Here is a 13,084-nt window from a genome sequence, read left to right as displayed (position 1 = left end):
CATGCCACGGCTCGACCGTGGCATCCAGGGGCGGCCAGAGCGGCTCTCGATGGCCCCTGGATTGTCCGGTCAAGCCGGGCAATGACATCAAAAAGGGCAAGCCCGGCCCGTTTGGAGAACTTACGATGAAACGCATCCTGGCCGGCCTTGCGGTCGCCTTGGCGATGACCGGTGCGGCCCAGGCCGAGACCGTGCTGCGGATCGGCGACCAGAAGGGCGATGCCCGGGCGGTGCTGGAGGCGGCGGGCGCCCTGGCCGACCTGCCCTACCGCATCGAATGGAGCGAGTTTCCGGCCGCGGCGCCCCTGCTGGAGGCGCTGAACGCCGATGCCATCGACGCCGGCAGCGTCGGCGACGCCCCCTTCACCTTCGCCGCCGCGGCCGGGGTTCCGGTCAAGGCGATCGCCGCGATCCGGTCGAAGCAGGACGGCCTCGCCATCGTGGTGCCGGGGGATTCGCCGGTGAAGAGCCTGCAGGACCTGGTCGGCAAGAACATCGGCACCGGCCGCGGCTCGATCGGCCACCAGCTGATCCTGGCGGCGCTGGAGAATGCCGGGCTGAAGCCCGACGCGGTCAACATCGTGTTCCTGCTGCCGGCCGAGGCCAAGGCCGCCCTGTCCAGCGGTGCCATCGACGGCTGGTCGACCTGGGAGCCCTACACCTCGCAGCTGGAGTTGCTGGAGGGCGCCCGCCGGGTGGTCAACGGCAACGGCATCACCCCGGGCCTGAGCTTCTTCGTCGCCCGCGACGATGCGATCGACGGCAAGCGCGAGGCGCTGCAGGATTTCGTCGGCCGGCTGGCCAAGGCCCGCAACTGGGGCACCAGCAACTACCCCGCCTATGCCGCGAGCTGGAGCAAGCTGGTCGGCCTGCCGGAGAATGTGGCGCTGCAATACTTCGCCCGCCGCGACATCCATCCGGCGGCGATCGACGACGCCGTGGTCAGCGACGAGCAGCGCACCATCGACCTCTATCTCCGCGCCGGGCTGATCCAGACCAAGCTGGATGCCGGCGCAATCCTTGACCGGTCGTTCAACGATCCGGTGTTGGCGGAGCTCGGCAAGAAATGACTGGTCCCCGAATGGTCCGGCGCCTCTTCCTCGGCCTCGCTTTGGCCGTCGCCGCTTTGCCCGCGGCCCGCGCCGAGACCGTGCTGCGCGTCGGCGACCAGGTGGCCGGCGTGCGCTCGCTGCTGGAGGCTGCGCACGCCCTGGACGACGTGCCCTACACCATCGAATGGTCGCAGTTCCCGGCCGCCGCGCCGCTCTTGGAGGCGCTGAACGCCGGGGCGCTGGATGTCGGCTTCACCGGCGACATCCCCTACCTCTTCGTCTATGCCGCCGGCGCCCCGGTCAAGGTGATCGGCGCCACCCGGTCGCAGCCGAGCGCCAACGCCGTGCTGGTGCCGAAGGATTCGCCGGCGCAGAGCTTCGCCGACCTCAAGGGCAAGCGCATCGCCGTCAACCGCGGCGGCAACGGCCATTTCGAAGCGTTGGGCCTGCTGGAGCATGCCGGGCTGACGCCGGACGACGTCACCCTGGTGTTCCTCGGCCCGACCGACGCCAAATCGGCCTTCGCCGCCGGCTCGGTCGACGCCTGGGTGATCTGGGAGCCCTATGTCTCGATGGCCGTGGTCGGCGACGGGGCCCGGGTGGTCGCCGATGCCGCCGGGGTGTATCCGAGCAAGACCTTCGAACTGGCGCATGACGACGCCATCGCCGGCAAGCGCGACGCGGTGCTGGACTTCCATCGCCGGGTCGAGCGGGCGAAGCTGTGGGCGCTGCAACACCCCGAGCCGATCGCGGCGCAGATCTCGGCCCTGACCCGCATTCCCGAAGACATCGCCCTGCGCTCGCTGCGCACCAAGCAGGAGACGCCGATCGCGATCGACGACGCGGTCGTCGCCGAGACCCAGGGCGAGGCCGATTTGTTCACCCGCCACCACGTGCTGCCCGCTGCGCTCGACGTCTCCGCCGCCTTCAACCGCAGCTTCGGTACCAACGCCACGGCCGCGAAATGAGCCTCGACACCCTGATGGCCCTGGCCAGCGCCAGCCTCGAGCCGCCGCCGGTCGCTTCCGACGCCTTCCGCGGCGCCATGCGCCATCTGGCCGGGGCGGTCAGCATCGTCACCGTCGGGCGGGGCGCGGAGCGCAACGGCCTGACCGCCACCTCGATGGTGTCGCTGTCGGTCGACCCGCCGACCCTGCTGCTGTGCGTCAACCGCTCGGCCTCGGCCTGGCCGCTGCTGGTCCGGCACGGGCATTTCGGCGTCAACGTGCTGGCGGCGTCGCAAGCCGCGATCGCCGACCGCTTCGCCGGCCGCAACGGCGAGAAGGGGGCCGAGCGCTTCGCCGGGGCCGAGTGGCTGGACCTCGCCACCGGCGCGCCGATCCTGGCCGACGCCCTGGTCGCCTTCGACTGCGAGCTGGAGGAGCGGATCGACCGCCACTCCCACGCCATCCTGATCGGCCGGGTCCGCGCCCTGCACGGGGTGCCGGCCGACGACGCGCTGCTGTACTGGCGCGGCGCCTATGGTGCGATTCAGCCGGCCGGCTGACCCGCCGGATGCTACCCTCGCACCCTGCCTTCGATATTTCGGACAGACAGCCATGAGCCTCGAGACTCACAAGACCGCCCTGATCGTCGGTGCCGGCAGCGGCCTGAGCGCGTCGCTGGCCCGGCTGCTGGCGAAGCAGGGGCTGCAGGTCGCCCTGGCCGCCCGCGACACCGCCAAGCTGCAGCCGCTGGTCGAGGAGACCGGCGCCGTCGCCTTCGCCGCCGACACCGCCGATGCCGGTGCGGTGGCCGGGCTGTTCGACGCGGTGCAGGCCCGGTTCGGCGACCCCGACGTGGTGGTCTACAACGCCAGCGGCCGGCTGCGCGGCCCGCTGGTCGACCTCGACCCCGCCGGGGTCGAGCGGGTGCTGGCGGTGACGGCGTTCGGCGGCTTCCTGGTCGGGCAGCAGGCGGCGCGGCGGATGCTGCCGCACGGCCGCGGCGCCATCCTGTTCACCGGCGCCTCGGCCAGCGTCAAGGGCTATGCCCGCTCCGGCCCCTTCGCCATGGGCAAGTTCGCCCTGCGCGGCCTGGCCCAGAGCATGGCGCGCGAGCTGGCACCGCAGGGCATCCATGTCGCCCATTTCGTGATCGATGGCCAGATCCGCGACGCCGCGCATCAGGGATCGCCGGACCGGCCCGACAGCACGCTGGACCCCGACGCGATCGCGCAGAGCTACCTCGCCGTGCTGCAGCAGCCGCGCAGCGCCTGGACCTGGGAGGTCGAGCTGCGGCCCTGGCTGGAGACGTTCTGAGGGGCGCCCCCCCGGCACCTTGCATCGGGAGTCACGGGATGGATACGATCGGATGGCTGATCCACGCGCTGGAAAGCGCGCAGCCGGTCGATGACACCGATGGCGAACCCCGGCCGCCCGGCCGGGTCCGGCCATTGCCCTTCGCCGAGCCGCTGCCGCTGCTCCTGCTGGACCGCTTCTGGGCTGCCGCACGCGGCACCACCCGCGACGCCCGTTGACCGCCAAGGACGCGCCATGCCGGATTCCCTCGCCCGCCCCGAGCTGAACCCCGAATTCCTCGCCGTCCAGGCGCTGCTGCGCGACAGCGGCATCGTCCAGGCCGACGTGCTGGCGACCCCGACCGTGGTGGCGCGCGGCCACGCCCGCACCTACCAGGCCTTTCTCAACCAGGACCCGCCGCCCTTGGCCCGGATCGAGGAGCATGTGCTGGCGCATCTGTCGCCGCCGCTGCGGGTCCGGCTGTACTACCCCGATGGCGCCACCGGCCCGCTGCCCGCCTATCTGCACGCCCATGGCGGCGGCTTCGCGATCGGCGACATCGACTCGCTGGACCGTTGGAAGCGCGAGGTCGCGCGCGACGCCGGGGTCGTGGTGGTGGGGCTGGAGTATGCCCTGGCGCCCGAACACAAGTTCCCGACGGCGCGCGACCAGACGGCCGGCGCCATCGGCTGGCTGCGGGACAACGCGGCGGCGCTGGGCATCGATGCCGGCCGGATCGGCATCGGCGGCGATTCCGCCGGCGGCAACCTGGCCCTGACCACGCTACTGCAGCTGCGCGATGCCGGCGATCCGCCCCTGCGCTTCGGCGCGATCGTCTACGGCATGCTGTCCGCCGACCATGACAGCCCGTCGCACCACGCCTTCGGCGACGGCAGCTATGGCCTGTCGACCGCGAAGCTGGACTGGTTCTGGGACCAGTACCTGCCCGACCCGGCGCTGCGCACCAGCGCCGTGGCCGCGCCGCTGACGGCGGATCTCGAAGGCCTGCCGCCGCTGCTGCTGCTTACCGCCGGCCTCGACCCGCTGCTCGACGACACCCGCAACCTCGACGACCGGCTGACCCGGGCCGGCGTGCCGCACGACCTCAAGGTCTATCCCGACGTGCCGCACGGCTTCATCGCCCAGACCCGGCTGCTGGGCCGGGCGCGCGAGGCTCGCGCTGTGGTGGTCGAAGCCCTGACGCGACACCTGCTCTGACCCTTACGGCCCCACCACCGCCATGGACAAGTAACCAACGGTTTACTATCGATAGCCTCCGATCGTTGGGCCGTCTGATCATCAGCGGACAGAAAGAGGCATGGATATGAGCGACGCGGATATCGCAGTCGTCGGCTTGGGCGTGATGGGCCGGAACCTCGCCTTCAACATGGCGGAGAAGGGCTTCCGGGTCGCGCTGTACAACCGCAGCGTCGAGCGCATCGACGAGGCCATCGCGCTGGCCGGCCCGCTGGCCAAGAACCTGGTGGCCTGCCACACGCCAGAGGATCTGGTGGCCGCGGTGAAGAAGCCGCGCGCCCTGCTGCTGATGGTGCAGGCCGGCGACGCCGTCGACGAGACCGCCGCCCGGCTGCAGCCGCTGATGGACAAGGGCGACGCCCTGATCGACGCCGGCAATGCCAACTTCCACGACACGGTGCGGCGCGAGCATGCCCTGGCCGAGGCCGGGCTGGCCTATCTCGGCGTCGGCGTGTCCGGCGGTGAGGAAGGGGCGCGCCACGGCCCGTCGATCATGGTCGGCGGCAAGCCCGAGGTCTACGCCCGGGTCAAGCCGATCTTCGAGGCGATCGCGGCCAAGTTCCAGGACACGCCGTGCTGCGCCCTCTTGGGCACCGACGGCGCCGGCCACTTCGTCAAGACCATCCACAACGGCATCGAATATGCCGACATGCAGATGATCGGCGAGGTCTACGGCCTGCTGCGCCGCGGCCTGGGGCTGACCCCGGCCGAGATCGGCGACGTGTTCGAGCGCTGGTCCGAGGGCCCCCTGTCCTCCTACCTCGTGGACATCACCGCCACGGTGCTGAAGACGGTGGACCCCAAGACCGGCAAGCCGCTGGTCGACGTCATCGTCGACAGTGCCGGCCAGAAGGGCACCGGCCGCTGGTCGGCGATCGAGGCGCTGGCGCTGGGCGCCCCCGCCTCCTCGATCACCGCGGCGGTGGAGGCGCGCGGCGTCTCGGCCGACCGCGCCCTGCGCAAGACCCTGTCCGAGCGCTTCCCGGGCGCGGCCCAGCCGCTGACGCTGGCCGGCAACCGCGAGGCGGCGATCGAGCTGCTGGAGAAGGCGCTGCTGGCCGGCAAGATCCTGGCCTACACCGAGGGCTTCGCCATCATGTCGGCGGCCTCGCGCGAATATGGCTGGAAGCTGCCGCTGGCCGAGGTCGCCCGGATCTGGCGTGCCGGCTGCATCATCCGCTCGACCCTCTTGGACCGCATCGCCTCGGCCTACGACCAGACGCCGGACATCGAGTCGCTGGTGCTGGCGCCGGGCCTGACGCCGCTGTTCGAGGGCGCCGTCGGCGCCCTGCCGGAGGTGGTGGCCGAGGCCTTCCGCCACGGCCATGCGGTGCCGGCCCTGTCGGCCGCGACCTCGCGCTGGCTGGCGCTGCGCCAGCCGCGCTCGACCGCCGACCTGACCCAGGGCCAGCGCGACTTCTTCGGCGCCCACGGCTTCGGCCGGATCGATGCCGAGGGCCAGCACCACGGTCCCTGGAGCCAGAGCGAAGGCTGACGCGGAAGAACCGCCCCCGGCTTCCCCGCCGCGACGGGAAGCCGGGCGCGGCCTGCGCAACCTGGGCGCGAACATCGCGCTGAAAACCGATATAGACTGATCCTGGACGGCGGGCGGGGGCCTGCGCGGGAGGGCCGGACGTGTCGGACGAAGAGCACCGCTACACCAGGGGCGAGGACATCCGCCGCACCGCCGGCACCACGGTGTTCGCCGCCACCCTCGACCGCACCGGCCGGCGCGTCATCCTGAAGGCCGGCGGCGCCGAGGCGACCGTCAGCCTGATCGACCGGCTGCGCCACGAGCACGGCCTGATCTCACGCTTCGCCAGCGACGACGTGGTCAAGGCCGTCGCGCTGCTGCCGACCTCGCCGGACGGGCCCGTCCTGATGCTCCAGGACATCGGCGGCATCACCCTGGCCGAATGGATGCAGGACCACCGGCCGCCCCTGGCCGACCGGCTGGAGGCGGCGGCCGCCGCGGCGCGGGGCCTGGCCCATGTGCACGGGGCCGGCGCCCTGCACGGCGACATCTCGGCCGACAACATCGTGGTCAACCCGGCCGACCGGCGGGTCAACATCATCGATTTCGGCGGCGCCGTGGCGCTGCCCCCCGGCGCCACCATCGCGGCGGACGCCCTGCCGGCGGTGGTCGACCTCAGCGCCGTCGCACCCGAGCGCACCGGCCGGATGAACCGCCCGGTCGACCACCGCGCCGACCTCTATTCCCTCGGCGCCGTGCTGTACCAGCTGTTCACCGGCCGCCCGCCCTTCGAAGGCGCCGAGGAGATCGAGCTGCTGCACGCCCATCTGGCGAAGCGGCCGGCGCCGCTGCAGGCGGTCGCGCCGGACATCCCCGCCATCCTGTCCGAGATCGTGCAGACCCTGCTGATGAAGCCGGCGGAGGAGCGCTACCGCAGCGCCGCCGACCTGGCGGCGGACCTGGAGCGCTGCCGCGCCGCGCTGGCGGCGACCGGCCGGATCGCGCCGTTCGCGCTCAAGGCGGGCGGCGGCGCCATGCCCTTCGACTCCGACCCGACGCTGCATGGCCGCGCCGCCCCCCTGGCGGCGCTGCGCGACGCGGTCGCGGCGGCGGCGGCCGGGCACACCGTGTTCGTGCGCATCGGCGGCGCCGCCGGCATCGGCAAATCCGCCCTGGCCCACGGCATCCGCGATGTGGTGGCGGAGGCCGGCGGCCGCTTCGCCGTCGGCAAGTTCGAGCAGCAGCAGCGCGACATGCCCTATCTCGGCCTGGCGCGCGGCTTCGACGCCCTGATCCGCGGCGTGCTGACCGAGCCGGACGAGCGGGTGGCGGCGTGGCGGGAGGCCCTGGCGGTGGCCCTCGGCCGCAACGCTGGCGCCCTGGTCGCGCTGGTCCCGGTGTTGGGGCAGCTGATCGGGCCGCAGCCCGAGCTGCCCTCGCTGGCCCCGGTCGAGGCCCGGCACCGGCTCGGCCAGCTGGTGAAGGATTTCGTCGCCGTTTTCGCCGCGCCGGAGCACCCGCTGGTGCTGGTGCTGGACGACCTGCAATGGGCCGACCAGGCCAGCGGCGAGCTGTTGGCCCCGATCTGCAGCGCGGCCGCTTCGGGCGGGCTGCTGCTGATCGCCACCTGCCGCGACGAGGCGGCCGACGACGGCGTCGCCCTGCCGGACATCCTGGCGGTCCTGGCCGAGCACATCGCCGACCGCCGCGACATCGCGCTGGCGGCGCTGGAGCCGGGCGACATCGGCGCCATGCTCGCCGGCGTCGCCGGCGCCACGCCGGGCCAGGCGGCGGCGGCCGCGGCGCTGATCCACGCCAAGACGCTGGGCAACCCGCTGTTCGTGCGCCAGCTGCTGAAGCATCTGTGGGACACCGGTGCGATCGGCGCCACCGGCGGCTGGAACCTCGACCGCATCGCCCAGGTCGAGGCGACGGACAACGTCGTCGGCTTCCTGGCCGGGCGGATCGGCCACCTGCCGCCTAGCGTGCAGCGGCCGATCACGGTCGCCGCCTGCCTGGGCATGCAGATCGACACCGTGGTGCTGGGCCGGGTCCTGGAGCTGGAGGATTCCGCGCTGCGCCGCGCCCTGGACGCCGCGGTCTCGGACGGCATGCTGGTGGTCCGCGACGGCGAGTACGGCTTCGCCCATGACCGGATCCGCGAGGCCGCTCACCAGCTGGCCACCGATCGCTGCGCCATCCATCGCCGCATCGGCCTGCACCTGCTGGACACCACCCGGCCGGAAGACCTGCCGGCGGCGGCCTTCACCATCGCCCTGCACCTCAATGGCGCCGGCGACCCCGGCGACGACCTGGAGTTCCGCGCCCGCTGCGCCGCGATCAACCTGCTTGCCGCCCGCCGGGCCCGGGCCGCCGCCGCGCTTGGCCCGGCGCGCGACTATGCCGAGATCGGCATGCGCCTGATCGATCCGGCGCTGTGGGAGACGGGCCATGACGAGATCGCCGAGGCCGCCCTGCTGCTGGCCGAATGCCGGGTCCTGACCCAGGACCATGCCGGCTTCGAGGCCGGGTTCGACGACCTGCTCGGCCGGCTGCGGGACGATGAGCGGCGCCTGCGGCTGCACCTGCTGAAGGTGCTGTCGCTGGATGCGCGGGCGCTGTACGCCCAGGCGATCAGCGCCGGGCTGACGGCGCTGCGCCTGGCCGACATCGACCTGCCCCCGACCCAGGAGGCGCAGCGGGCGGCGGTGGGCGCGGAGTTCGAGGCCTTCCAGGCGCTGATGGCCGGGCGGCCCGCCGAGGCCCTGCTGGACCTGCCGCGGCTGACCGACGGCCGGCTGGCCGGGGCGATGCAGCTGCTGTTCCGCCTGGCGCCGGACGCCCATGATTCGCAGCAGCCGGAGCTGTTCGCGCTGATGGCGTTGCGCAACGCCAACCTGATGCTGCGGCACGGCCACGACAGCCTGGCCCCCGGCATCGTCATCACCCTGGCGCTGACCCTGCGCGGACTGACCGGCGACACCGCTTTGGCCGACAGCTTCGCCCAGGTCGCCATCACCCTGGACGAGCGGCTGGGCCATCCGCTGACCGCCAGCGTCACCTTCGTCTACACCTACTTCCTGCAGCACTGGCTGCACCCGCTGGGCGACGCGCTGCAGCTCAATCTCGACGGTATCCGGGCCGGCTTCGAGATGGGCGACATGCAGTTCGGCTCCTACCACGCCGCCACCTATGCCATCCATCTGCTGTGCGACGGCGGGGCCCTGGCCGAGGTAGCCCGCATCGGCACCGACCATCTCCGCCTGATCGGCCGGCACAACCGGACGGCCGCCAACCACTGCCGCATCCAGGTCGAATTCGCCGAGGCCCTGATGGGCCAGACCGCCGCGCCGACCTCGCTGTCGCATGAGCGGGCGCTGTCGGTGGCGGAGGAGTTGGCCCATGTGGCGACGCTGGATGTGCCCGAGCGGGCCTACTATCTGGTGCGCAAGCTGCAGCTGGCGGTGCTGTTCCGCGACCTCGGCCCGGCCCGCACCTATGCCGAGGCCCTGCCGCAGGCCTTGCCTGCCGTGGCCAACAACTTCATCGAGGCCGAAGGCACCACCTTCCTGCTGCTCGCCACCCTGGCCGTCGGAGCGACGCAAGGGACGGACTTCACCGCCGCCCGGGGCCGGCTGCAGGGCTGGAGCGTGCTGAACCCGCACAATTTCGGCCATATGCACAGCCTGGTCGAGGCCGAGCTGGCGCGGGTCGAGGGCCGGGCCGCCGACGCGCTGCACCTGTATGGCGACGCCATCCGCGGCGCCGAGGCCGGCAAGTTCGTGCACTACACCGCGCTGGCCAATGAATGCGCCGGCCGCTTCTGCCTGGGCCTCGGCAACGAGGTCGCGGCCACCGCTCATCTGCGCGAGGCCACGACCCTTTACGGCTATTGGGGCGCCGCAGCGAAGCGCACGGCGATCGAGGCGGAGTTCCCGCGTCTGGCCGTGCGCCCGCTGCGCGGCCGGTCGTCCCAGATCGACTCCACCAGCGTGTCGACCGAGGAGAGCCTCGACTTCCGCGCGGCGCTGCGGGCCGCCCGGTCGATCTCGCGCGAGATCGACCTGCAGCGGCTGCTGCACATGGTGCTGGCGGCGATCCAGGAGAGCGCCGGCGCCGCCTATGGCGTGCTGGTGCTGCGGCGCGAGGACGGGCTGCATGTCGAGGCGATCGGCCGCCATGGCGAGATCGCCACCAGCTCGGGCCAGGATTCGTCGCGGCTGGAGCACAGCCGGGCGGTGCCGCAGTCGATCCTGTCCTATGTACTGCGGACTCGCGAGGCATTGGTGCTGGACAACGCCCAGCATTCGCCCGAGTTCTCCACGGATCCTTACATCCGCAGCCAGCGCGTGGTCTCCGTCCTGTGCGCCCCGCTCGACGAGCGCGGCCAGGTCGACGGGCTGGTCTATCTCGAAAACAACCTGGCCGCCGGGGTGTTCAGCCCGCGCCGGCTGGAGATCGTGCACGTCCTGGCGGCCCAGGCGGCGATCGCGCTGGCCAATGCCCGGCTGTTCGCGGCGCTGGACACCGCCCGGACCGACCTGCTGCGCGCCAATGAAGGGCTCGAGCAGAAGGTGGCCGAGCGCACCACCGAACTGGCCGAGGCCCGCAACCGCGCCGTCGCCAAGGAGCGTGAGGCGCGGCGGGCCAAACGCGCGGCCGAGACCGCCAACCAGGCCAAATCGCGCTTCCTGGCCGTGGTCAGCCACGAGATCCGGACCCCGATGAACGGCGTCCTGGGCATGCTGCAGATCCTCGACCGCGACCGGCTGCAGGGCGAGCAACGCCGCTATCTCGAGATCGCCGAGGAATCGGGCCGGTCGCTGCTGGAGCTGATCGACGGCATCCTCGACTACGCCAGGCTGGAGAACGACCAGGAGGCGCTGGACCTGCGCGACTTCGACCTGCACCGCCTGGTCGCCGACACGGTCGAGCTGATCCGCCCCCAGGCCGCGGCCAAGGGGCTGGTGCTGGCGCTGGCGATCGACGCGCCGCCGGACACCATCCTGCACAGCGACCCGCGCCGCCTCGGCCGGGTGCTGCTCAACCTGCTCGGCAACGCCGTCAAGTTCACTTCGCAAGGCCGCATCGCCGTCTCCGTCGCGCTCGAACCGGCGGCCGCGAAGCCGGGCCAGACCCTGCGCCTGGCGGTGCAGGACACCGGCATCGGCATCGCCCCGGAGATGCATGAGCGGGTGTTCGGCGACTTCATCCAGGCCGACACCTCGATCGCCCGGCACTATGGCGGCACCGGCCTGGGCCTGGCGATCTGCCGGCGGATCGCCGGCCTCCTAGGCGGCACCCTGACGCTGGAGAGCGACACCGGCGCCGGCAGCACCTTCCGCCTGACCGTGCCGGTGGCATTGGGAACTGCGATGCCGGTGGTTCCCGTCCCGGTCGCCGCCGGCCCCGCCTTGTCGGTGCTGGTGGTCGACGACGATCCGATCAACCGCGCCGTGGCCGCCGGTCTGCTGGGCCGGCTGGGCCATCGCGTCACCCTGGCCGACAGCGGCCAGGCCGGCATCGAGGCGGCGGCGACGGTCGGATTCGACGTGGTGATGATGGACCTGCACATGCCCGGCATGGACGGGCTGGAGGCGACGCGACGCATCCGCGCCCTGCCGGGCGAGCGGTCGCATGTCCAGATCGTGGCCCTGACCGCAGACCTGACCGACGGCAGCCGGCAGCGCTGCGCCCTGGCCGGGATCGAGCGGATCCTGGGCAAGCCGCTGCAGCTCGACGCACTGCGGCGAATGCTGGCCGCCGTGTCCGACGCCGACCGCCCTGCCGACCCTCCGGCGGCGCCGACGGATGCGACCGCGCTGGTCGACGACGACTTCTTCGCCGAGCGCTACGAGATCCTCGGCGTGGCCGAGCTGGCCCGGCTGGCGCTGATGTTCCACCGCATCTCGCGGCCGATGATCCTGGCGATCGAGGCCGCGGCGGCCTCCGGCGACCGCCCGGCACTGGCACGGCTGGCCCACCGGATGAGCAGCTCGGCCGGCGCCATCGGGCTGGTGCAGTTGGCCCGCGGCGCGTCGGCGATCGAGGCCCGCGCCGGGGAGGAGGCGCCGCTCGACGCGCTGGTCGAGATGGCGGCGGGCCTGCTGCCGCTGCGCCGCGCCTCGCTGCAGGCACTGTTTGCGCAGATGCGAGCGGCTCAGCCTCTCGCGTCGGTGCGGACCCCCAGCTTGTAGCCAACGCCGGTGACGGTGACGATCACCGGCGGCCCGCCCTCCGGCGGCTGCAGCTTGCGCCGGAGCCGCGCCACCAGCGCGTCCACGGTGCGGTCGCCGACATCGGTGTCGCGGTTGCTGACCACCTCGATCAGATAGTCGCGGCTGAGCGGCCGGCCATTGGCCTGGACCAGCGCCGCCAGCAGGTCGAATTCGCCGCGCGTCACCCGCACCGGCACGCCGTCCCGCGTGGTCAGCTCGCGCCGGGTCTGGTCGAGCAGCCAGGAATCGAAGGTGATCACGGTGCGGCCGCGCGCCGAGTCGCGCTCCAGCTCGCGCCGGCGCAGCAGCGCCCGGGCGCGGGCCAGCAGCTCGCGCAGCTTCACCGGCTTGGTGACGTAGTCGTCGCCCGCCAGCTCCAGGCCCAGGATGCGGTCGACCTCGCTGTCCTTCTGGGTGACGAAGATGATGCCGACCGCGCTGGCCGCGCGGATCTCGCGGGCCAGGTCGAAGCCGTCGCCATCCGGCAGCTGGATGTCGATGAAGATCAGGTCGGCCGGCCGCTGCTTCAGCGCCCGCCGGCACTCCGCCCCCGTCGCCGCCTCCTCGACCTCGAATCCCTGCTCGGCGAAATAACGGGCGATCATCGAGCGGGTGACCGGATCGTCCTCCACCACGACCAGACGGTCGCGCCGCGTCCCGGGCCCCGAAACCGGACCCGCCACCGTGTTGGTCATCAGCCCTGCCCGTCCATCGGCCATCCTTACCCGGCGCCACATCCCGCGGCCACCATGCGAACGGCCATTCAAGTCTTGTTCACATCACGCGAAGACCACCATGCTACACGAGTCGACAGAATTCGACAGCCGCTGGTGACGGATCCAC

Annotated in this window: 9 protein-coding genes; 8 read left to right on the top strand and 1 reads right to left on the bottom strand. The window is 72.3% G+C overall.

Annotation, left to right across the window (positions count from 1 at the left end):
• The first annotated feature begins 125 nt into the window (after positions 1-125).
• The 8 genes from E9232_RS08070 to E9232_RS08035 all read left to right on the top strand — a co-directional run bounded on the left by E9232_RS08070 (position 126) and on the right by E9232_RS08035 (position 12,220).
• Positions 126-1,070, top strand: coding sequence for an ABC transporter substrate-binding protein (locus E9232_RS08070; protein WP_309793260.1), 945 nt, complete (start codon positions 126-128; stop codon positions 1,068-1,070).
• A gap of 11 nt (positions 1,071-1,081) precedes the next feature.
• Positions 1,082-2,020: an ABC transporter substrate-binding protein gene (locus tag E9232_RS08065; RefSeq protein WP_309793258.1), complete on the top strand. Its 939-nt coding sequence runs from the start codon at positions 1,082-1,084 to the stop codon at positions 2,018-2,020.
• A complete protein-coding gene (locus E9232_RS08060) occupies positions 2,017-2,559 on the top strand; it encodes a flavin reductase family protein (protein ID WP_309793257.1) in 543 nt (180 codons plus the stop codon). Before E9232_RS08065 ends, E9232_RS08060 begins: the two co-directional genes overlap by 4 nt.
• A gap of 52 nt (positions 2,560-2,611) precedes the next feature.
• Positions 2,612-3,313: an SDR family NAD(P)-dependent oxidoreductase gene (locus E9232_RS08055; RefSeq protein WP_309793256.1), complete on the top strand. Its 702-nt coding sequence runs from the start codon at positions 2,612-2,614 to the stop codon at positions 3,311-3,313.
• A 38-nt stretch (positions 3,314-3,351) separates the two neighbouring features.
• Positions 3,352-3,531 (top strand): hypothetical protein, encoded by a 180-nt coding sequence (locus E9232_RS08050; protein ID WP_309793254.1) that lies wholly within the window; start codon positions 3,352-3,354, stop codon positions 3,529-3,531.
• Positions 3,532-3,547: 16 nt separating this feature from the next.
• The gene (locus E9232_RS08045; RefSeq protein ID WP_309793253.1) at positions 3,548-4,510 is read left to right on the top strand and encodes an alpha/beta hydrolase; all 963 of its coding nucleotides are present in this window, start codon (positions 3,548-3,550) and stop codon (positions 4,508-4,510) included.
• Between the two features lie 106 nt (positions 4,511-4,616).
• Complete coding sequence (gnd, locus tag E9232_RS08040) at positions 4,617-6,044, top strand: NADP-dependent phosphogluconate dehydrogenase (RefSeq protein ID WP_309793252.1); 1,428 nt, start codon at positions 4,617-4,619, stop codon at positions 6,042-6,044.
• A 140-nt stretch (positions 6,045-6,184) separates the two neighbouring features.
• Positions 6,185-12,220 carry an AAA family ATPase gene (locus E9232_RS08035; RefSeq protein ID WP_309793251.1) on the top strand — a complete coding sequence of 2,012 codons (6,036 nt, stop codon included), beginning with the start codon at positions 6,185-6,187 and terminating at the stop codon, positions 12,218-12,220.
• Here the strand turns inward: E9232_RS08035 and E9232_RS08030 are convergent.
• The gene (locus E9232_RS08030) at positions 12,184-12,936 is read right to left on the bottom strand and encodes a response regulator (protein WP_309793250.1); all 753 of its coding nucleotides are present in this window, start codon (positions 12,934-12,936) and stop codon (positions 12,184-12,186) included. The genes E9232_RS08035 and E9232_RS08030 overlap by 37 nt on opposite strands.
• Positions 12,937-13,084 lie beyond the last annotated feature (148 nt).

This window comes from Inquilinus ginsengisoli (genome assembly GCF_031453975.1).
Classification (GTDB): domain Bacteria; phylum Pseudomonadota; class Alphaproteobacteria; order DSM-16000; family Inquilinaceae; genus Inquilinus; species Inquilinus ginsengisoli_A.
Note: the sequence above shows the minus strand (reverse complement) of the source record. Positions and strands in the feature narration are given on the sequence as shown.